Source organism: Knoellia sp. Soil729, from assembly GCF_001427985.1.
GTDB lineage: Bacteria > Actinomycetota > Actinomycetes > Actinomycetales > Dermatophilaceae > Knoellia.
In genome coordinates this window covers 166158-187564 of sequence record NZ_LMSA01000002.1, presented here as the reverse complement: position 1 = coordinate 187564, position 21407 = coordinate 166158, and the positions used below count along the sequence as shown (strand labels likewise).

Genomic DNA, 21407 nt, shown 5'->3' with positions numbered 1-21407 from the left:
CGGGTTGGCTCACGTCAGGAGCCGAGGGCGGCGCTCACCACGTCCTTGGCCTCCGCCTGGACCTGGGCAAGGTGCTCGGGCCCCTTGAAGGACTCGGCATAGATCTTGTAGACGTCCTCGGTGCCACTCGGGCGCGCCGCGAACCAAGCCGACTCGGTGACGACCTTGAGGCCACCGATCGCAGCCCCGTTGCCGGGAGCCTCGGTCAGCTTGTCCGTGATCGGCTCTCCTGCAAGGCTTTCGGCGGTGACGGCGTCCGGGGAGAGCGCGGCCAGCTTGGCCTTCTGCTCGCGGTTGGCGGGTGCGTCGATGCGGGCGTATGCCGGCGTGCCGTGCTTCGCGGTCAGCTCACCGTAGTGCTGGCTGGGGGATTTCCCCGTCGCCGCGAGGATCTCCGAGGCGAGCAGCGCGAGGATGATGCCGTCCTTGTCGGTGGTCCACACCGACCCGTCCATCCGCAGGAAGGAGGCACCGGCCGACTCCTCGCCGCCGAACGGCCCGGAGCCGTCGAGCAGCCCGGGCACGAACCACTTGAAGCCCACGGGGACCTCGACGAGCCGACGTCCCAGGTCCTCGGCGACACGGTCGATCATCGAGCTGGACACCAGCGTCTTGCCGATGAACCCGTCCTCGCGCCACTGTGGCCGGGCACCGCCATAGAGGTACTGGATCGCCACCGCCAAGTAGTGGTTGGGGTTCATCAGGCCGCCGTCGGGGGTGACGATCCCGTGACGGTCCGAGTCCGCGTCGTTGCCGGTGGCGATGTCGAAGTCGTCCTTGCGGCCGATGAGGGACGCCATGGCGCTGGGAGAGGAGCAGTCCATGCGGATCTTCTCGTCCCAGTCGAGCGTCATGAAGCGCCAGGTCGGGTCGACGAGTGGGTTGACGACCGTGAGGTCCAGGCCGTGGCGGTCTGCGATGGCTCCCCAGTAGTCCACCGACGCCCCACCCAGCGGGTCGGCGCCGATGCGCACACCCGCCTCCTTGATCCTTGCGAGGTCGACGACGTTGGGCAGGTCGTCGACATACGTGCCCATGAAGTCGTACGACTGAACCTGAGAACGGGCTCGCGAGAAGGGGATCCGCTTCACGCCGTCGAGGCCGGCCCGGATGAGCTCGTTGGCGCGGGCGGCAATCGCCTTGGTCGCGTCGGAGTCCGCCGGTCCGCCGTGCGGGGGGTTGTACTTGAAGCCGCCGTCGGAGGGTGGGTTGTGCGACGGAGTCACGACGATGCCGTCGGCGAGTCCTGCGCCGGCCGGCATACGGTCGACACGGGTGACCTTGCCGCGGTTGGCCGTGAGGATGGCGTGCGACACCGCAGGTGTCGGGGTGTATCGGTCTGCGGAGTCCACGAGCACGGTGACGTCGTTGGCCACGAGCACCTCGAGGGCGGTGGCCCAGGCCGGCTCGGACAACCCGTGGGTGTCGCGCCCGATGAACAGCGGGCCGTCGAACCCCTGGGCCGCGCGGTACTCGACGATCGCCTGGGTCGTCGCGAGGATGTGGTCCTCGTTGAAGGCGGTGTTGAGGGACGATCCACGGTGTCCTGACGTGCCGAAGGCGACCTGCTGGTCGACGTTCTCGGGATCGGGCTTCAGGACGTAGTAGGACGCGACCAAGTGCGGCACGTCGACCAGGTCGGAGGGCTGGGCTGGCTGTCCTGCACGCGAACTCGTCATTCGACGACCTCCTCGGCTGTGGTTTCTCCAGTGGCAGCTGTCGCGCTGCCGTCCACGACGTCTGCGACGACGGTGGCTCCGGCAGCCGTATCCGCAGGCGTTGCGGGCTCGGGCGCGGCTTCGGGCACGGGCTCGGTTTCGGGCTCCGGCTCGTCCACGACCGGCGTCAGGTAGATCGCCGTGAGGCCGGCCAGTCGCACGGTGACGTGGAACGGCTGGTTGTTCCAGGGCTCCTCGACGGCGTCGAGCTCGAGGTCCGCCTGGCTCGGGGTGCCGTGCTGGTCGTAGCCGCTCGTGTCGAGGATGACGCGCCAGCGGCCGCCGAACGGGACACCGACCCGGAGCCACTCCTTGGAGTCGCCGCCGAAGTTCACGATGGCTGCGACGACGTCGCCGCTGCGGCGTTCGGCATCCTCGAACCGCACGAACGAGTAGGTGTTGCCCTGGTTGTCGTCCGCGTCGAGCCACTCGAAGCCAGCGGGGTGCGAGTCCAGGGTCCACAGTGCCGGGTGCGCGCGGTAGAGCCGGTTGAGCTCCTTGACGAGGTTGTGGACGCGGTAGTGCCCCGGCTGGTCGAGCAGCCACCAGTCGAGCGAGCGGCCGTCGGCCCACTCGCTGGGCTGCGCGAACTCGCAGCCCATGAAGAGCAGCTGCTTGCCCGGGTGGGCCCACATGTAGGCGAGGAAGGCGCGCACGGTGGCGAGCTGGTCGGTCCGGTTGCCCGGCGCCTTGTTGACGAGCGAACCCTTGCCGTGGACGACCTCGTCGTGGCTGATGGGGAGGACGTAGTTCTCGCTGAAGGCATACATGAGCGCAAAGGTCAGCAGGCCGTGGTGGTGCTGGCGGTTGTAGGGGTTCTCGCCGAGGTAGCGCAGCGAGTCGTTCATCCAGCCCATGTTCCACTTCAGCCCGAAGCCCAGGCCGCCACCACTCGTCGGCTTGGTCACGCCCGGCCAGGACGTCGACTCCTCGGCGATCGTGACGATGCCGGGGACGCGCTTGTAGGCGGTGGCGTTGGTCTCCTGGAGCAGGCCGATGGCCTCGAGGTGCTCTCGCCCGCCGTGGACGTTGGGGAGCCACTCGCCGTCGTTGCGCGAGTAGTCGAGGTAGAGCATCGAGGCGACCGCGTCGACGCGCAGTCCGTCGATGTGGAACTCCTCGAGCCAGTAGAGCGCGTTGGCGACGAGGAAGTTGCGCACCTCGAGCCGGCCGAAGTCGAAGATGTGGGTGCCCCAGTCCGGCTGGTCGCCGCGGCGCGGGTCGGGGTGCTCGTAGAGCGGCAGGCCGTCGAAGCGCGCCAGCGCCCACTCGTCGCGCGGGAAGTGGCCCGGCACCCAGTCGAGGATCACGCCGATGCCCGCCTGGTGGAGGGTGTCGACGAGGAACTTGAAGTCGTCGGGCGTGCCGAAGCGCGAGGTCGGGGCGTAGTAGCCCGTCACCTGGTAGCCCCAGGACGGGCCGTAGGGGTGCTCCATCACCGGCAGGAACTCCACGTGGGTGAAGCCGAGGTCGGCGACGTAGTTGACCAGGTGCTCGGCAAGCTCGCGGTAGGACAGTCCCTGGCGCCAGGAGCCGAGGTGCACCTCGTAGACGCTCATCGGCCCGGAGTGCGCATCGCCCTCGCGTCGAGTCGTGAGCCACGAGTCGTCACCCCACTCGTGGGTCGCCTCGTCGACGACGGACCCAGTGAGCGGCGGGGTCTCGGTGCGCCGGGCCATCGGGTCGGCCTTGGCCCGCACGATGTCGTCGGCGCCGCGGATCTCGTACTTGTAGACCGAGCCTGCGCCGATGTTGGGGATGAACAGCTCCCAGACGCCGCTGGACCCGATGAGCCGCATGGGGTGCACGCGCCCGTCCCAGCCGTTGAAGTCCCCGACGACACGCACGGACTTGGCCCGTGGCGCCCACACGGCGAAGGACGTGCCGCGCACCGTGCCGAGGGGTCCGGGGTACTCACGCACCCGAGCCCCGAGCACGGTCCACAGCTGCTCGTGCCGCCCCTCGCCGACGAGGTGCAGGTCGATCGCGCCGAGCGTGGGGGCGAAGCGGTAGGGGTCGTCCTGGAGGTGCTCCACACCGTCACCCCACGCGACGAGCAGGCGGTAGTCCATCGTCTCGGTCGCACCGGCCCGCACCGCGGTCCAGACGCCCTCGGCCTCGTGCTCGAGGGTCAGCTCCTCGCCGTCCTGGAAGCGCACTCGCACCGACGACGCCATGGGGCGCAGGGCGCGGATGCGCAGGCCACCGTCCTCGAGGTGCTGGCCGAGGAGGTCGTGCGGCTGCTGGTGGCGCCCCTGGATGAGGGCACTGATCGCACCGCTGACTTCGTGGGCAGGGGTCGGGGTCACGGGGTGTCCTCCTGGGATGTGGTCGTGGATGTGGGGAAACCCGAGGCCAGCCGTTCGATGGCGGCCAGCGGGATGTCGACCCACGATGGTCGGTTGCGGACCTCGTAGACGACTTCGTACATCGCCTTGTCCAGCTCGAACGCGGCGAGCAGGGCGGCCCGGTCGCGTGGGTCCTCGCCGCTCTGGGCGGCATAACCGTCGAGGAAAGACTGCTGGGCGGTGGTGACCCAGTCCCGCGCGGTGGCGGTGCTCGAGTGCTCGACGGCGCCACCGGCGTAGTCGAAGCTGCGCAGCATGCCCGCGATGTCGCGGATGCGCTGGTCTGGCTGGCTGCGCTCGGTGAGGGGTCGCAGCGGCTCTCCCTCGAAGTCGAGCAGGATCCACCCGCCATCGGGGGTGTGCAGCACCTGGCCGAGGTGGTAGTCACCGTGGATGCGTTGCAGCGCAGGCCAGCTCACCTGCTCGGCCGCGTCGAAGATCGTGGAGACTGCGTCCTCGTGGTCGTGCAGGGCACCCACCTCCGCGGCGGCAGCGGCGTAGCGATCACGCATGCCCGCCACGATGTCACGAGCCATCTCCGCCGTCGTCTCGGTGGTGCCGAGGGCGTCGGCGAGCATCGCGTGCACCTCGGCCGTGGCCTCGCCGAGCGCGCGGGCCGGGCCGCTGAAGTCCTCGCCCGCACGCACCGCCTCGAGCGCCACGCGCCAGGCGTCCTCGACGCCGGGCAGGAACTCCTGCGCAAAGACGAAGTGCCCGTATGCCGTGCGCCCGCCTTCGTCCGCAGCCGCGGCTTCCCCGGACGGTCCCGGCTCGGGCCACTGCCCGGCGACGGACCCGACGACGGCCGGGACGCGGGAGGACCCGTGCTCGACGAGCGCCGACTGGAGGACGACGTCGGGGTTCTCACCAGCGGAGAGCATCCGGAACACCTTGACGATGACGGGGACGAGGTCGCCCTCGGCGTCGACGCACTGCAGGATCACCGAGGTGTTGGACTGCTCACCGGAGAGGACCTTGGAGTCGCGCACGGTGACCGAGCGGGACCAGGTCGGTCCCGGTGTGGCCACCACGGTGTCGTCGAGCTCGCCACTGGCAGCGCTGGACTCGGCCCGTACCCGCCCCTGCACGAGCTCCAGGAGCTGCGCGGCGTAGACGGGGTCATGCGGGGCGTCGTAGACCCACCGCGTGCCGAGGACCGAGTGCTCCATCACCCCGACGAGTGCTGGCTCGAGCTCGGGGACCGGGGCGCCGCGATAGGTGAGCGGCACCTGGTAGATCACGGGCACCGATCCCGACACGTCCGCGACGATGAGCACCTCGACTCCGACCTGACCGGCCGGGTCGCCGAGTCTCCACGACGCAAGGCGACGCACCGACGGTGAGGTGCCCTTGGCGGCATACCAGCGTTGAGTCCCCATCCACGCCTCGATGAGCTCGAGCTTGGTGGGGGTGAGGTCGGCTCCCTTGTGCAGCTCAGCCACGGCTCTCCGCTCCGATGCGCAGCCAGAAGAAGTCCCGGCTGCCCATGGTGAAGGTGACCCGCCCGTCCGCGGCGATCCACGGGAAGTTGGCACCACCGAAGAGGTCGAACAGCTCGTTCTCGCCCAGGTGCTCGGGCAGCTGCACGGTCGCCGCCTGTGGCTTGTCGGAGAGGTTGTTGACGCACAGGAGCGTCTCGCCCGCGTGGTCGCGCGAGGCGGCCATGGACCGGGTGTAGGCGAGGATCGACTCGTTGTCGGTCGGCACGATGGCGAAGTCGCCCAGACCGAACGCGGGGTGCAGGCGCCGCACGCCGAGCATGCCGCGCACCCAGTGCAGCAGCGAGTGCCCCGTCGCCATCTGCGCCTCGACGTTGACACCGTTGTAGTGGTAGACGAGAGAGGAGATCACCGGCAGGTAGAGCCTGCCCGGGTCGGCCTCGGAGAACCCGGCGTTGCGGTCGGGCGTCCACTGCATCGGGGTGCGCACGGCATCGCGGTCGATGAGCCAGATGTTGTCGCCCATGCCGATCTCGTCGCCGTAGTACAGGCACGGAGAGCCCGGCAGCGAGAGCAGCAGCGCGTGGATGAGCTCGATCTCGGGACGTGAGTTGTCAAGCAGGGGCGCGAGCCGGCGACGGATGCCGACGTTGGCGCGCATGCGCGGGTCGGGGGCGTACCAGCCGTACATCGCGACGCGCTGCTCCGGCGTGACCATCTCGAGGGTGAGCTCGTCGTGGTTGCGCAGGAAGGTGCCCCACTGGGTGCCGGCCGGGATGTCCGGCGTCTCGGCGAGGACGTCGATGATCGGCTGCGCCCGCTGGTCGCGCAGGGCGTAGTAGAGCATCGGCATGACCGGGAAGTGGAAGCACATCTGGCACTCCGGCGCGTCCTCGGTGCCGAAGTAGTCGACGACGTCGGCCGGGGGCTGGTTGGCCTCGGCGAGCAGGATGCGCCCGGGGTACTCCTCGTCGACCATCGCGCGCAGCTTGGCGAGGAACTCGTGCGTCTTGGGGTGGTTCTCGCCGTTGTGCCCCTCCTCCTCGTAGAGGTAGGGGACGGCGTCGAGCCGGAAGCCGTCGATGCCCATGTCCATCCAGAAGCGGACGACCTCGAACATCGCCTCGTGCACGGCCGGGTTCTCGAAGTTGAGGTCGGGCTGGTGGCCGAAGAAGCGGTGCCAGAAGAACTGCCGCCGGATCGGGTCGAAGGTCCAGTTCGACGTCTCGGTGTCGATGAAGATGATCCGGGCGTCGGTGTACTTGTCGTCGGTGTCGGACCACACGTAGAAGTCGCCGTAGGGGCCCATGGGGTCCGAGCGCGACGCCTGGAACCAGGGGTGCTGGTCGCTCGTGTGGTTCATGACGAAGTCGGTGATGATGCGGATCCCGCGGGCATGCGCCTCGGTGACGAGCTGCTGGAACTCCGGCAGCGTCCCGAACTCCGGCAGCACCTGCGTGTAGTCGGCGATGTCGTAGCCGCCGTCACGCAGGGGGCTGGCATAGAACGGCGGCAGCCAGAGGCAGTCGACCCCGAGCCACTGCAGGTAGTCGAGGCGGTTGATGACCCCTTGGAAGTCCCCGGCGCCCGAGGCGTTGGAGTCTCCGAAGGCCCGCACGAGAACCTCGTAGAAGACGGCTGTCTTGAACCACTCGGGGTCGTGCTTGAGCCCCGGCTGGTTCAGTCCCAGTCCATGCGTGGTCGTCACGTTCTCAGTACCTCTTCAGCTCGATGATGTGGACCGGTTCGTGGTCTGGTCCGAGTTGGACCATGTTCTCGCGCAGGAAGCCCCACCACTGGTCGGTGATGAGGTCGTGCGCGCGGAAGCCCTCGTCCGGGTGGAGTCCGAGGGCGGGCATGTCGAGGACGACGCGGCTCCAGCGGGTGCTGTGCGGGTCCAGGTTGGCGATGACGATGACGACGTCCTCGTGCTCGGGCGCGCCGGTCTTGGCGTCAGCCAGCACGACCCGGCGCTTGCTGAACGCGATGATGTTCTCGTCGTCGGCGTGGTGGAAGGTGATGTTGCGCAGCCAGTGCAGGGCCGGGTGCTGGCGCCGGATCTCGTTGAGCCGCCGCAGGTACCACGCGAGGGACTGGCCCTCGCGTGCGCCGCCGGGCTCGAAGTCCTCCCACTGCCGGTTCCTGTACTGGTACTTCTCGTTGTCGATCTGCTCCTCGGCCCCGGGTCGGGCCACGTGCTCCATGAGCTCGTAACCGGCATAGATCCCGTAGGTGGGCACGAGCGTCCCGGCCAGGGCCGCCCGCAGCTTCCACGCCGCTGGGCCGCCGAACTGCATGTAGGGCGTGAGGATGTCGTGCGTCGTCGGCCAGAACGCGGGCCGCATGTAGTGCGCCGTCTCGGTCGCGAGCTCGGTGACGTACTCCTGCAGATCGGGCTTGGTGTTGCGCCACGCGTAGTAGGTGTAGCTCTGCTGGAAGCCGACCTTGGCCAGGGTGCGCATCATCGCCGGCTTCGTGAAGGCCTCGCTGAGCCAGATGATCTCGGGGTGGTCGCGCGCCACGTCCTGGATGAGCCACTGCCAGAACTCGACCGGCTTGGTGTGCGGGTTGTCGACGCGGAAGAGCGTGACCCCGTGGTCGATCCACACCTGGATCATCCGGCGCATCTCGGCGTAGGCGCCGGCCGGGTCGTTGTCGAAGTTCAGCGGGTAGATGTCCTGGTACTTCTTCGGCGGGTTCTCGGCGAACGCGATCGTGCCGTCGGCGCGCGTGGTGAACCACTCCGGGTGCTCCGTGACCCACGGGTGGTCGGGGGAGCACTGCAGCGCGATGTCCAGCGCGACCTCGAGCCCCAGCCGTCGCGCCTCGGCGACGAAGGCGTCGAAGTCCTCGAAGGTACCGAGGTCCGGGTGGATCGCGTCATGGCCCCCGTTCGGCGAGCCGATCGCGTAGGGGCTCCCGGGGTCCTCGGGGCCGGCGTCGAGCGTGTTGTTGGGCCCCTTCTTGGCGGCCTGCCCGATGGGATGGATGGGGGTGAGGTAGATGACGTCGAAGCCCATGCCGGCGACGGCCGTGAGGCGCTTGGCGGCGGTCCGCAGGGTGCCGCTGCGCCAGGAGTGGGTCTCCTCGTCGTAGACCGCGCCCTCGCTGCGCGGGAAGAACTCGTACCAGGCACCCGAGAGGGCGAGCTGGCGCTCGACGAGCAGGGGGTATGCCGTGCCAGGGCTGACGTGGTCCCTCACCGGGGTGGCCATCAGCTCGTCGTGCACGGGCCCGTGCGTCACCGAGGACAGCCGCACCTGGGCGGGGCGGGTCTCGTCGCGCAGGGCGGCCGCGCCGGCCTCGAGTGCGGCCCGGCCCTCGGCGGTGCGTTCCTGCGCCTGGGCGGCGCGGTCCAGGAGCAGCGCGCCCTCGGCAAGCATGAGCGCCGTGTCGACGTCCGCCTGGATCTTGACCGTGGCGTCGTGCTCCCAGGTGCCGAACGGGTCGGCCCATCCCTCGACCCGGAACGTCCACATGCCGGGACTGTCGGCCGACACGACGGCCTCCCACGTGTTGAGACCGGGGTTGGTGCACGTCATCTGCGTGACGTGCTCGGTGCCGGCGGGATCGGTGAGGACGACCGAGGCGCTCACGGCGTCGTGGCCCTCACGCACGACGGTCGCCTCCACGAGGAAGGTCTCGTCGACCACGGATTTCGTGGGGCGGGCGCCCCCATCGACGACGGGGGAGACGTCGAGGACGGGGATGCGCCCGATCGGGGTCTGCGGTGGGGTGCTCTGAGGAGTGGCAGTCACACTCCGACGCTATCGGTGATCGGGCCCAAGGGACGAGTCATCACCGCACGTCAGCGGCGCGCGGGGCGTAAACGTTTCCGCGTTGGGCCGCCATGACCCTAGGATGGCGCCTCGTGAAGGCCATCCGTCGCTTCAGCGTCCGCCCCGTCCTGCCCACCCGCATCGCCGCGCTCGGTGATCTCGCGATGAACCTGCGCTGGAGCTGGCACCCGCCCAAGCGCGACCTCTTCGAGAGCATCAACCCCGAGCGCTGGGCCTCGGTCGGCGCCGACCCGGTGGCCATGCTCTCGGCCACGCCGATCGAGGAGCTCGAGGCCCTCGCGGCCGACGACGAGTTCGTGGCCCGGGTCGACGCCGTCAAGCAGGGCCTTGACCGCTACCTGGGTGAGGACCGGTGGTACCAGCAGTGGGCACGCGAGCAGGGGGACGCGGGAGCGCCCTCGTCCATCGCGTACTTCAGCCCCGAGTACGGCATCGCCGCCGCGCTGCCGCAGTACTCCGGTGGTCTGGGCATCCTCGCCGGCGACCACCTCAAGTCGGCCTCCGACCTCGGCCTGCCGATCGTCGGCGTCGGCCTGTTCTACAAGACCGGCTACTTCCGGCAGAGCTTCAACCGTGACGGTTGGCAGCAGGAGGACTACCCGGTCCTCGACCCCGACGGCCTGCCCCTGTCGCTCCTGCGCGAGGAGGACGGCTCGGCCAGCGTCATCACCGTCAAGCTCCCCGGTGGCCGCGACCTGCGGGCCCACGTGTGGCGCGCCCAGGTCGGCCGTGTCCCGCTGCTCCTGCTCGACTCCGACGTGCCCGGCAACGACGACGCGGCCCGCGCCGTGACCGAACGCCTCTATGGCGGCGGTGGTGAGCAGCGGCTCCAGCAGGAGATGCTCCTGGGCATCGGTGGCGTCCGCGCCCTGCGCCTGTGGTCCAAGCTCTCGGGCGCACCCACCCCCGACGTCTACCACTCCAACGAGGGCCACGCCGGCTTCCTCGCCATCGAGCGCATCAGTGAGCTCGTGACCGGCTCGGGCCTGACCTTCGACGAGGCGCTCGAGGCCGTGCGCGGCGCGACGGTCTTCACCACCCACACCCCGGTCCCGGCCGGTATCGACCGCTTCGAGCGCCGCCTCATCGAGATCTACTTCGGTGGCGACCTGGCCCCGGCCGGTGTGCCGCTCGACCGCCTCCTCGCCCTGGGGGCCGAGACCTACGAGGGTGGGGACGCCTCGGTCTTCAACATGGCGGTGCTGGGCCTGCGGATCGCCCAGCGCGCCAACGGCGTCTCCAAGCTCCACGGCGTCGTGAGCCGTGACATGTTCGACGGCCTCTTCCCCGGGTTCGACGCCGACGAGGTGCCGATCACGAGCATCACCAACGGTGTCCACGGCCCGACGTGGGTCGACCGCAAGGTCTACGAGCTCGCCGCCCGCCACGCCGACGGCGTCTCGATCGACACCACTGTGCTCGACAGCACCGAGTCCTGGAAGTCCATGGCCGAGCTGCCTCGCGACGACGTCTGGGCCACGAAGCGAGAGCTGCGCGCACAGCTCGTCACCGAGGCCCGGGCACGTGTCCGCGCCTCCTGGGTCAAGCGCGGCGCGTCCACGGCCGAGCTCCGCTGGACCGACGAGATCCTCGACCCGGACATCCTCACGATCGGCTTCGCCCGCCGCGTCCCGACCTACAAGCGGCTCACGCTCATGCTGCGCGACCCCGCCCGGCTCAAGAAGCTGCTGCTCGACCCCGAGCGCCCCATCCAGATCCTCATCGCGGGCAAGTCCCACCCCGCCGACGAGACCGGCAAGCAGCTCATCCAGCAGATGATCAAGTTCACCGACGACCCCGAGGTGCGTCACCGCATCGCGTTCCTGCCGAACTACGACATCGCGATGGCGCAGCACCTCTACCCGGGCTGCGACGTCTGGCTCAACAACCCCCTGCGCCCGTTCGAGGCCTCGGGCACGTCGGGCATGAAGGCCGCGCTCAACGGTGCGCTCAACCTCTCGATCCTCGACGGGTGGTGGGACGAGTGGTTCGACGGCAACAACGGCTGGGCCATCCCGACCGCGGATGGTGTCGAGGACCCCGAGCGGCGTGACGACATCGAGGCCAACGCGCTCTACGACCTCATCGAGAACCAGGTCGCACCGCGCTTCTATGACGTCGACGAGAACAAGCTCCCGCAGAACTGGCTCTCGATGGTCATGCACACGGTCTCGACCCTGGGCCCCAAGGTGCGGGCGAGCCGGATGGTGCGCGAGTACACCGAGCGCCTCTACGTCCCGGCAGCCCGTGCGGGCTGGGCGCTCAAGGAGGACGACTACGCCGGCGCTCGCGACCTCGCGGCCTACACCGCGCGGGTCAAGGGATCGTGGCCCAAGGTGAGCGTGGACCACGTCGAGACCTCGGGCATCAGCGACAGCCCCGAGATCGGGGAGACGCTGCACGTCAACGCCTACGTCTCGCTCGACGGCCTCGCGCCCGAGGACGTCGAGGTGCAGGTGGTCCACGGCCGGACCAACCACCGCGGTGACGACCTGCACGACATCAGGACGCTGTCGCTGACGCACGCCGAGTCCTATGAGCACGGTCGCCACCAGTTCTCCGGTGACCTCGTGCTCAAGACGAGCGGCGCGTTCGGCTACACGGTGCGCATCCTGCCCAAGCACAAGGGCCTCGTGGCACCGGCCAGCCTGGGACTGGTCACCACCGCCTGACCCCAGCCCCCAGCACCCCAACCGCCTCAAGGCGCCCCAAGCGCCCCAGGCGCCCCAGGCGTCCCAGGCGCCCCAACTTTCGCTCCCCATGCGGGAACGTTGCGGGTCAGGATGGAACATTTCCGTCCGGACCCTCAACGTTTCCTCCGCCACCCTCGGCTGCGCTTCCCCGTGTGCGGCCTTGCCGTGCCGCGGAAGCCGGGTGTTCGGTGCCAAATTCGGCAACTGACCACGCTGGCGTCGGTGCGTTCCTAGGATTCGCCGCATGGGGCATGAGCGGACGTCTGGGGCTTCCCTCCTCAGCCACGCGCCCGTTCGCCCGGGCGTTTCCGCGACCGCGGTGGGGTGGCTCCTGGGGCTGCTCGTCACCGCCCTGATTCTGTGGAGCCCCTACCTGACCTGGGGCTTCCACAGCCCGTCGCTGCACCTCGTGCTCGACACCACGGACGCCTGCGTCGCCCTGCTGGTCGCCTACCTCGTTCATGCGCGTTTCATCCGTCGTCGGCGGTGGCAGGACCGCCTCTTGGCCCAGGGTCTTGTGCTCCTCGCAGCAGGCGGCCTGGCGTTGTCCACCCTGACCAGCCGGCTCCCCGGAGTGTCACCCGCAACGCTGGAGATCTGGCTGCCGCTGAGCGTGCGGCTGGCAGGCGCCGTATGCATCGTCGTGGCGGCACTGACCGGGAACCGGCCCATCCGTCAAGCCTTCGCCCGACGACATGCCTGGCTGCTGCCCCTCATCCTCATCGTGGTGCTGGGAGCGGCACTGTGGGTGAGCCGGTCTGACCTTCCCGTGGCCGTCGACCCAGCGTCGGAGGTGCCGTCCTCCGGAGGTGCCCTGCTCACAGGGCATCCCGTCCTGCTCCTCGCGCAGACCGTGGCGACGCTGTGCTTCCTCATTGCCTCCATCGCCTTCGCGGCACAGTCCGCCGTGCGCGACGACGAGCTGCTCCGCTGGCTCGGGCCGGCGTTCGCGCTCGCGGCCTTCGCGCGGGTCAACTACCTCCTCTTCCCCTCCCTCTACACCGACTGGCTCTACACGGGCGACCTCCTGCGCACCGGGTGCTACCTGCTGCTGCTCGTGGGCGCAGCCCGTGAGCTCAGCCAGTACTGGAGCGCCCAGGCCCGGGCGGCCGTGCTCGAGGACCGCCAGCGGCTGGCCCGCGAGCTGCACGACGGGGTGATCCAGGAGCTGGCCTACATCCGTTCCGAGAGCCATGCGCTGCCCGCGGACCTTCCCGCTGGTGACCGCATCATCTCCGCCTGCGACCGGGGGCTCGACGAGGCCAGGGCAGCGGTGCAGGCTCTCGGCCGACCGGCGGACGAACCCTTGGGCTACGTGCTCCACCGAGCGGCGACGGAGCTGGCCGAGCGCCACAGGGTCAGCCTCGAGGTGGACGTCGACGACTCCATCGACGTGCGCGCCGACCAGAAGCACGCCCTCATGCGCATCATGCGTGAGGCGGTGACCAACGCCGTGCGCCACGGCAGGGCGCCGCGGATCCACGTGAGGCTCGCGCAGGGCGACAACGGCCGCTGCCTAGTCGTCCAGGACGACGGTCAGGGCTTCGACGCCGACCGTGCGATGGCCGACGGCCTCGGCTACGGCCTGGTCAGCATGCGCGACCGCGCGTTGGCTCTGCCCGGCGCCCTGGAGATCGAGTCGGAGCGCGGGAGCGGGAGCAGGGTGACGGTCACGTGGTGACGCAGAGGCCGATCCGTCTGGTCCTCGCCGATGACAGCGCCCGCATGCGGGAGCAGATCCGTCGAGCGCTCGAGGCCGACGGGTGTGAGGTCTGCGGCGAGGGCGCGAGCGCCGACGATGCGGTCGCCCTCGCCCGGGAGCACCGGCCCGACGTCGCGCTGCTCGACATCCACATGCCCGGCAACGGCATCAGCGCTGCCCAGCAGATCAGCCGGAGTCTGCCGCAGACGGCGGTCGTCATGCTCACCCAGTCGACCGAAGACGACGACCTGTTCGACTCGCTCCGGGCCGGTGCCGCCGGCTACCTGGTCAAGGGAGGTGACCCGGCGACCCTGTCCGCGACCCTGCGAGGGGTGCTGCTCGGGGAGGCGGCGATGTCGCCCACCCTGGTCATGCGGATCATGCAGGAGTTCCGCGGCCCTTCCCGCCGCAAGTTCCTCCGCAAGTCCGCGGCCGCGGACAAGCTGAGCACTCGCGAGTGGGAGGTCATGGAGATGCTCAGCCAGGGGCTGTCCACCGACGACGTCGCCAAGCGGCTGTTCGTCTCTCCGACGACCGTGCGGGTCCATGTCTCGACCGTGCTGCGCAAGCTGCGGGTCAAGGACCGCGAGAGCGCACTGCGCCTGCTCAGCGGAGCTCAGGACAGCCCCGACGAGCCGGGGTGAGACGGGCTTCGCGGCCATGAGTCGCAGACAGACGTCGTATGCCGCCCGCCACCAGTTTCGCTGTCCGGTGCCGGTTCTCGGGTTCGGAGCGTTCAAAGGCCTGAACATCGGTCCGCGTTCAGGTCTTTGAACTCCGAAGTGGTCACGAGCACCTCTGCCCCGCTCCTACGGTGATTGGAGAGGGGCAGCCGACCGGGATCTGCCCCCGCCTGGGGAGAGAAACCACATGTCGTCTTCACGTCCTGCTCCAAGCCGCAGCCTCGCAGCTCTGGTCACCTTCGCGGCCTTCGGAGCCATGGCCTTCGGGGCTCCGGCCTCCGCCGCACCGACCACGGGTGGCGGCATCTGCAACGGTGTCATGAACCAGCAGTCGCACCGCCTCAACGTGCAGCCCAACCTGTTGAAGGCCGCGGCTCGCCTGAACGCCGAGCAGATCGCCAGCCTGGTGGCCGAGCGTGCCGCCCTGGTCACCAGGCAGAACACTCTCACCGCGGAGATCACCGCTGCGGAGAAGGAGATCGCCGAACTCGACACCGTAGAGGCCACGCTGGTCGGCCAGGTCGACACCGTGACGATGTCGCTGACCCAGCTCGAGGCAGACAAGGCCACGCTGACCGCAGCCATCGCGACCGCAAACACCGAGCTGACCACCCTGCAGGGCGAACGCACCGCGCTCGAGGACCAGATCACTCCGCTGCAGACCCAACTGACCGCCGCGCAGAGCGATCTGGCCGCGCTGAAGATGCAGAAGGACGCAGTGGTCAGGAGCCTGGCCGCCAAGGAGGGGGACCTGGCTGCCGCGAAGACCCGGCTGGACAGCGCGACCGCCGCGGCGACCTCCGCCCAGGACAAGGTCGATGCCCAGGTTGCAGCGATCGACACGGCGACTGAGGAGCTTGCTCGACTGGTCGCTCAGGGCGACGCCGCTCAGGAGCTCGTGGACGCGGCCGACAAGAAGCTGGCCGACGCCCGCGCCGCGCTGCCCGCGCTGGAGACGGCGGCGAAGACCGCCGACACCAACGCAGCGGCGGCCACAGCCGCTGTCGTGAAGGCGGAGGAGAACCTTCGCCTCGCGGAGCAGAGCGTGACAACCCTGACTCAGCAGATCGGCACCATCGAGGCCCGGCTGCCCGTGTTGCAGACCGAGATCGCAGGCCTTCAGGGCGACATCGCCACGAAGAATGCCGAGATCACAGCCAAGCAGCGGGAGATCGCCGCCGCCACCGCGAAGCCGGTCGCCGACGCGGACGCGCTGCGTTCCGAGCTTGCTGCCAAAGAGGCTGAACTGGCCGCGATCAAGGGAAACGCCGAAAAGAAGAAGCAGGACCTGAGGGACCGGATTGCCCAGCTCAAGCTGGACATCGATGCCGCAGACCAGCAGGCCGCGACCAAGACCGCGCTGATCACCGCCCTGAACGGTGACCTCACCAAGCTTCAGGGCCAGCTGGCCACGCTGAATTCCCAGCTGTCGGCCAAGCAGCAGGAGAGCAGCAACCTCCAGCAGCAGCTCCCGGGACTCCAGACCAGCCTCGCGGGCGCCAACGCACAGGTCACCAGCGCCACCAGCACCCTGGCCGACGCCAAGGCCGCTCAGACCGCAGCCAACACCGCGCTGACGGACGCCAACGCCGCAGTGGCCGCGAAGAAGGCGGAGATTGCCGCGCTGGAGGCGGAGCTGCCTGGCTTGACCGGGGACCTCACGGCCGCACAGGCAGAAGTCACGACGAAGCAGGGCGAGCTCAAGGCCCTCCAGGACGCCCTGCCAGGGCTGCAGGCCACCCTGACCGCGGCCAACACCGCCGTCAGCGAGCAGACCGCCGAGGTGACCAAGCTCGACGGTGAGGTCACCAAGCTCGTCGCCGCTCTGGGAACCCTCAATTCGACGATCACTGCAGCGGAGAACACCATCCTGTCGCTGCAGAACCAGCTCACCCCGCTGCAGACGTCGCTGAACACGCTCAACAAGCAGATCAGTGACCAAGAGGCGGCGCTGGCCACCGCCAAGGCCGACTTGAATGCCCTCGACGCCAAGATCGTGACCGAGTCGGCAACCCTGCGCACGCTGGAAAGCGCCAAGAAGGTCAACCGTGACGCCGTGGCCGCGCAAAAGGTGGTCGTGGCGGGCCTGCAGACGCAGTACGCGGCGGTTCTCGATCGCATCGCCGCCATCGACGGGACGATCGCCCTCGGCGGCTGCCTCGCCTGATCGCGAGAGCTCGCACCTGTCGGAGGAGTGACCGGGGGCCCCAGGCAGTCAGCCTGGGGCCCTCGCCCATTCGGCGCCAGACCATCGGCCAGCGTCATCACGACGAGCAGAACCACCACTCCAGGAGGACCGATGTCGAAGGCCGAATCCAGTTTTGTGCCCGAGGGTGCCTCTGTGCCCGTCTCGCCTTGCCCCAGCTGGTGCGTGACCCGCCACGGGGTGCACCTGGGGGAGGAGAACTGGGTTCACACCGGTGAACCGCTCCTCGTGGCGGACGGCATACCGGCATACGTCGTCATGTCGGTCGATCCCGAAACAGGGACGAGCGACGGCCCCTACGTGCTGATCGGTGCCCGCGAGTACACCCTGAGCGAGGCACGCCACGTGGGGAGCGCGCTCATGGCGGCGGTGGACAGCGCCTGTGCAACTCCAGCCGGGGGACCCGAATGCGAGTGAACGGGCTTGGGACGCACGTCGCCGGTGCCGTGAGCGACGAATGTCGGACGAAGGAGAGCCTGCTCCCGCCTTCGGACGTCGCGATGTATGTGGTGAGTCGACTCGCCGAGACACGAGGTCTTGTGCTGGTTAACCTGAGGTTCGCACCTCGGAGGTGACGGCCTGTGGACAACTCCGCGGCCACGATCCTCAAAGTTGCTTTGATGTCTGTGCAGGCAGAGCACAGGCCGATCGATCCGACGCGTGAACCAGTTCGGGGCAGCGTGGGCGTGGAGGGGAGGGGTCCCAGTGGACGCAGTTCGCACCGTCGAGGCCGAAGTCCGCGAACTCATCCGCCGCTCCGGGCTCGATCCGGCGCGCGAGCCAAAGGCGGTGCAGCGGCTCGTGCGTGACGCCGTGGCTGACTACGACCAGCGCTCGATGCATGGTGGCATGCCCGTGCTCGGCGATGTCGCGCGTGCCGAGAAGTCCGTCTGGGACACCGTGGCGGGGTTCGGACCCCTGCAGCAGTACTTCGACGACCCCACGGTCGAGGAGATATGGATCAACGAGCCCACCCGCGTTTTCGTGGCGCGAGGTGGCGTGGCCGAGCTGACCACCACCCTGCTGACCGGGGACGAGGTCCGCGACCTCGTGGAGCGGATGCTCAAGTCGTCGGGGCGGCGGGTCGACCTGTCGAGCCCGTTCGTCGATGCCGTCCTGCCTGACGGTTCCCGTCTCCACGTGGTCATCCCCGACATCACCCGCGAGCACTGGCATGTCAATGTGCGCAAGTTCATCGTCAAGGCCGACAGTCTCGACGACCTCGTGCGTCTGGGGACCGTCACCCGCCAAGCGGCCAAGTTTCTCGAGGCCGCCGTGGCGTCGGGGCTCAACGTTCTTGTCGCTGGCGGAACGCAGGCTGGCAAAACCACCATGCTCAATTGCTTGGCGTCGGCGATTCCGGCGCGCGAGCGTGTGGTCACGTGCGAGGAGGTCTTCGAGCTGAAGATCCCCATGCGCGACGTGGCCTCGATGCAGTGTCGCCAGCCCTCCCTCGAGGGCACGGGCGAGGTGCCGTTGCGGCGCCTCGTCAAGGAGGCGCTGCGCATGCGGCCCTCCCGCATCATCGTGGGTGAGGTCCGTCAGGCCGAGAGCCTCGACCTGCTCATCGCGTTGAACTCGGGTCTGCCCGGGATGTGCACCATCCACGCCAACAGTGCGCGCGAGGCCATCACAAAGATGTGCACCTTGCCCCTCCTTGCCGGTGAGAACGTGGGTTCGCGTTTCGTTGTACCGACCGTCGCCGGCTCCATCGACATCGTGGTCCACGCCGCACTCGAGCGAGACGGCACGCGCCGCATCCGGGAGATTGCTGCAGTCCCTGGGCGGGTGGAGGGCGACGTCATCGAGATCGCGGACCTGTTCGTCATGCGTGGCGGCGAGCTCGTGCGCGCCGATGGCTACCCACCGCACCGCGAACGGTTCGAGCGCGCGGGCTACGACCTTCCCGCGCTGTTGGCCCAGGAGCCCGCATGACGGGCATCATTCTCGGACTGCTCTTCGGCACCGGACTGTTCTGCATCTGGTGGAGCTGCTGGGTGCGCGAAGAGGATCCGGAGCGGACGTCGGAACCGCCCAAGCTGATGCGCGTCCTGCGCGACGAGCTGGTCCAGGCCGGCTACCCGAGCGTGACGGCGCGCACGCTACTCGTGGGGTGCTCGGTCGCCTTCCTGCTGGTCTTCCTGCTGGTGTATGCCGTGGTCGGAGTTCCGGCGATCGGTCTTTGCTTCGCGCTCATGGCGGCCTGGGGTCCCTACGCCCTCGTGCGGATGCGGGCCCGCAAGCGCCGCAACCGTCTGCGTGACCTCTGGCCCGATGCCGTCGACAACATCACCTCGGCCGTCCGTGCCGGCATGTCGCTGCCCGAGGCGGTGTCGCAGCTCGGTGCGCGAGGTCCCGAGGAGCTGCGGCCTGCCTTCCAGGCGTTCGGTCAGGACTACCGCATCACCGGCAGGTTCCATGACTGCCTGGACCGTCTCAAGGAGCGACTGAGCGACCCAGTGGCCGACCGGCTCATCGAGTCGTTGCGCATCGCCCGCGAGGTCGGCGGGAGCGACCTCGGCAGGCTCCTACGCACCCTCTCTGTGTTCCTCAGGGAGGACTCGCGGACCCGGGCGGAGCTCGAGACCCGCCAGGCGTGGACGGTCAACGCAGCCCGCCTCGCGGTCGCGGCTCCTTGGGTCGTGCTGGCGATGCTGTCCAGCCGTCCGGAGTCCGTGCAGGCGTACTCCTCGGCGGCGGGGGCCATCGTGCTGTTCCTCGGCGCCCTGCTGACGGGTGTCGCCTACTGGATCATGATGCGCATCGGACGCCTGCCCGAGGACGAGCGGGTCCTGCGATGACAGGCCTTGCTCGCTCTGGCGCCATTCTCGGTTTCCTCGTCGGCGCCGGCCTGCTCCTCGTGTGGTTCGGGCTCCCACGGCACCGCCGGGCGGGTCTGGGAGACCGGGTTCTGCCCTACCTCAAGGACACGCCCCGGCCCTCGAACCTGCTCAGCCCGAACGTGCAGGCCAGGGGCATCCTCAGCGTGTTGTTCGCTCCCATCCTTGGCGAGATGTCCGGCCACGTCGAGCGGATCATGGGGGGCGCTCCCTCGGTTCGGCGACGACTGCTCCGGGCGGGCATGGCGCCGGACGTCGACAAGTTCCGTGCCCAACAGGTGATGTGGGGAGTGTCGGCCGGCCTCGCCATGCTTGCGCTCGGCACCCTCTCGACCGTCACGCGCGGGTCCAGCGCTGCTCTGGTGGTCCTCCTCACTGGCATCGGTATCGCGTCCGGCGTGGTTGCTGCCGACGTCTACCTCAGCCATCGCGCCAACCGGCGCGAGCAACGGATGCTGGCTGAGTTCCCAACTGTCGCAGAGCTGCTCGCGCTCGCGGTGGGCGCCGGTGAAGGCGCCGTCGGCGCCCTTGAGCGCGTGTGTCGGCTGTCCCGTGGCGAGCTGTCCGACGAGCTGCGGCGATGTCTCGCCGATGCACGAGCTGGAGCAAGTCTGCCGATCGCTCTCCAGGGGCTCGCGGACCGTACGGGACTCATGAGCCTGACTCGCTTCGTCGACGGGATCGTCATCGCGGTGGAGCGGGGGACTCCCTTGGCCGATGTCCTGCGTGCTCAGGCGCAGGACGTGCGCGAGGAGGGCCGCCGACTCATCATGGAAGCGGGGGGCAAGAAGGAGATCGCCATGATGGTTCCCGTCGTCTTTCTCGTGCTTCCCATCACCGTGGTCTTCGCCATCTTCCCCGGTTACTCGTTCCTCAAGTTCTCGATGTGACACCTCCGAAAGGCAACCCCATGCAGACCATCCACAGATCGCTCCTGCGGGCGCAGCTCGCCGCCGTCGACCTCGCCGACACCGCTCACCGGCGCCGGGAGCGCGGTGACGTGCCGGGCTGGGTGCTCATCACCCTCATGACGGCAGGGCTGGTCGCCGTCCTGTGGACGGTCGCGGAGGACCAGCTCCAGGCCCTCTTCCGGAGGGCGATGGACAGCGTCAGCCGCTGACGTGGCCGCGCTCACTCTCCGGCGTGAGCACGGGTCGGCCGTGGCGGAGTTCGTCATGGTCTCGGGGCTCGTTGTGTTCCTGTTCATGGCGGTGTTCCAGCTCGGGCTCACCCTCCACATCCGCAACACCCTCACCTCCTGTGCGAGCGAGGGTGCGCGGCTGGGTGCCCGGGCAGATGCGGACCCGGGCATGGGTGTTGCACGTGCCCGCGAGCTCATCGGGGCTTCGCTGTCCGAGCGCTACGCCGAGAACGTGACGGTGGGGACCGGCCTCGTGGGGGGAGTGCAGGTCGTCGAGGTGAGGGTGCGGGCGCCGTTCCCGGTCCTGGGACTGTTGGGGCCGGACGGCCGGCTCGATGTCACTGGCCGGGCCTTCCTGGAGCGACAGTGAGCTGGCAGGAGCGGTCGGCCCGTGCACGGAGCGAGGATGGCAGTGCCATCATCGAGTTCGTCTTTCTGGGCGTCCTCATGCTGGTCCCACTCATCTACCTCGTCATGACGCTCGGAAGGGTGCAGGCGGGATCGTTCGCGGTGACGACCGCGGCGCGTGAGGCTGGTCGCGCCTTCGTGACCGCCGAGTCGGGCGACGACGCCCCGGCGCGAGCACGGGCGGCGTCGGACGTGGCCTTCGCCGACCAAGGCTTTGACGGAATGGGAAGGCTGCAAGTTGCCTGCTCGACGTCCCCCTGCCTCACGCCGAATGCCCGCATCGAGACGACGGCACGAGTCTCCGTGCCACTACCGCTCATCCCCGCCTTCGCGCGGGGAGTCGTGCCGCTGGAGATTCCACTCACGGCAAGCCACCTGTCGACCGTCGACCGTTTCCGGGGCGCGCCGTGACGGCTCACGCAAGCCCCC

General features: G+C 69.1%; 16 protein-coding genes. 11 read left to right on the top strand and 5 right to left on the bottom strand.

Features of this window, described 5'->3' with window-relative positions; genetic code table 11:
• Positions 1-14: 14 nt before the first annotated feature.
• Genes pgm through ASG74_RS05790 form a run of 5 tightly spaced genes read right to left on the bottom strand, consistent with a single transcriptional unit; the run spans position 15 to position 9263 of the window.
• On the bottom strand, positions 15-1679 hold the full coding sequence (gene pgm / locus ASG74_RS05810; protein WP_056140094.1) for a phosphoglucomutase (alpha-D-glucose-1,6-bisphosphate-dependent): 1665 nt from the start codon (positions 1677-1679) through the stop codon (positions 15-17).
• On the bottom strand, positions 1676-4027 hold the full coding sequence (gene glgB, locus ASG74_RS05805) for a 1,4-alpha-glucan branching protein GlgB (RefSeq protein ID WP_200942536.1): 2352 nt from the start codon (positions 4025-4027) through the stop codon (positions 1676-1678). Before glgB ends, pgm begins: the two co-directional genes overlap by 4 nt.
• Positions 4024-5508 carry a maltokinase N-terminal cap-like domain-containing protein gene (locus ASG74_RS05800; RefSeq protein ID WP_056140091.1) on the bottom strand — a complete coding sequence of 495 codons (1485 nt, stop codon included), beginning with the start codon at positions 5506-5508 and terminating at the stop codon, positions 4024-4026. Before ASG74_RS05800 ends, glgB begins: the two co-directional genes overlap by 4 nt.
• Positions 5501-7213 carry a maltose alpha-D-glucosyltransferase gene (treS, locus tag ASG74_RS05795; protein WP_056140088.1) on the bottom strand — a complete coding sequence of 571 codons (1713 nt, stop codon included), beginning with the start codon at positions 7211-7213 and terminating at the stop codon, positions 5501-5503. Before treS ends, ASG74_RS05800 begins: the two co-directional genes overlap by 8 nt.
• A gap of 4 nt (positions 7214-7217) precedes the next feature.
• Positions 7218-9263, bottom strand: a complete 2046-nt coding sequence (locus ASG74_RS05790) for an alpha-1,4-glucan--maltose-1-phosphate maltosyltransferase (protein WP_056140084.1) — start codon at positions 9261-9263, stop codon at positions 7218-7220.
• Positions 9264-9376: 113 nt separating this feature from the next.
• On the opposite strand from ASG74_RS05790, the gene glgP reads away from it, so the two are divergent.
• From glgP to ASG74_RS05735, 11 genes are all read left to right on the top strand, one after another.
• Positions 9377-11977 carry an alpha-glucan family phosphorylase gene (gene glgP / locus ASG74_RS05785; RefSeq protein ID WP_056140082.1) on the top strand — a complete coding sequence of 867 codons (2601 nt, stop codon included), beginning with the start codon at positions 9377-9379 and terminating at the stop codon, positions 11975-11977.
• 265 nt (positions 11978-12242) lie between these two features.
• Positions 12243-13679 carry a sensor histidine kinase gene (locus ASG74_RS05780; protein ID WP_156465299.1) on the top strand — a complete coding sequence of 479 codons (1437 nt, stop codon included), beginning with the start codon at positions 12243-12245 and terminating at the stop codon, positions 13677-13679.
• On the top strand, positions 13673-14344 hold the full coding sequence (locus ASG74_RS05775; RefSeq protein ID WP_056140076.1) for a response regulator: 672 nt from the start codon (positions 13673-13675) through the stop codon (positions 14342-14344). Before ASG74_RS05780 ends, ASG74_RS05775 begins: the two co-directional genes overlap by 7 nt.
• Positions 14345-14702: 358 nt before the next feature.
• Positions 14703-16550 carry a chromosome segregation ATPase gene (locus tag ASG74_RS05770; RefSeq protein ID WP_235498837.1) on the top strand — a complete coding sequence of 616 codons (1848 nt, stop codon included), beginning with the start codon at positions 14703-14705 and terminating at the stop codon, positions 16548-16550.
• A 174-nt stretch (positions 16551-16724) separates the two neighbouring features.
• Positions 16725-17006 carry a hypothetical protein gene (locus ASG74_RS05765; RefSeq protein ID WP_156465298.1) on the top strand — a complete coding sequence of 94 codons (282 nt, stop codon included), beginning with the start codon at positions 16725-16727 and terminating at the stop codon, positions 17004-17006.
• Between the two features lie 288 nt (positions 17007-17294).
• On the top strand, positions 17295-18524 hold the full coding sequence (locus tag ASG74_RS05760) for a CpaF family protein (RefSeq protein WP_056140067.1): 1230 nt from the start codon (positions 17295-17297) through the stop codon (positions 18522-18524).
• Entirely contained in the window at positions 18521-19390 is an 870-nt protein-coding gene (locus ASG74_RS05755; RefSeq protein ID WP_056140064.1) for a type II secretion system F family protein, read from the top strand. The genes ASG74_RS05760 and ASG74_RS05755 overlap by 4 nt, the downstream gene beginning before the upstream one ends.
• A complete protein-coding gene (locus ASG74_RS05750) occupies positions 19387-20319 on the top strand; it encodes a type II secretion system F family protein (RefSeq protein WP_056140060.1) in 933 nt (310 codons plus the stop codon). The genes ASG74_RS05755 and ASG74_RS05750 overlap by 4 nt, the downstream gene beginning before the upstream one ends.
• 20 nt (positions 20320-20339) lie before the next feature.
• Complete coding sequence (locus ASG74_RS05745) at positions 20340-20549, top strand: hypothetical protein (RefSeq protein WP_235498835.1); 210 nt, start codon at positions 20340-20342, stop codon at positions 20547-20549.
• A gap of 1 nt (position 20550) precedes the next feature.
• Complete coding sequence (locus ASG74_RS05740) at positions 20551-20940, top strand: TadE family protein (RefSeq protein WP_082569548.1); 390 nt, start codon at positions 20551-20553, stop codon at positions 20938-20940.
• The gene (locus ASG74_RS05735; RefSeq protein ID WP_056140058.1) at positions 20937-21389 is read left to right on the top strand and encodes a TadE family protein; all 453 of its coding nucleotides are present in this window, start codon (positions 20937-20939) and stop codon (positions 21387-21389) included. The genes ASG74_RS05740 and ASG74_RS05735 overlap by 4 nt, the downstream gene beginning before the upstream one ends.
• Positions 21390-21407: the final 18 nt, after the last annotated feature.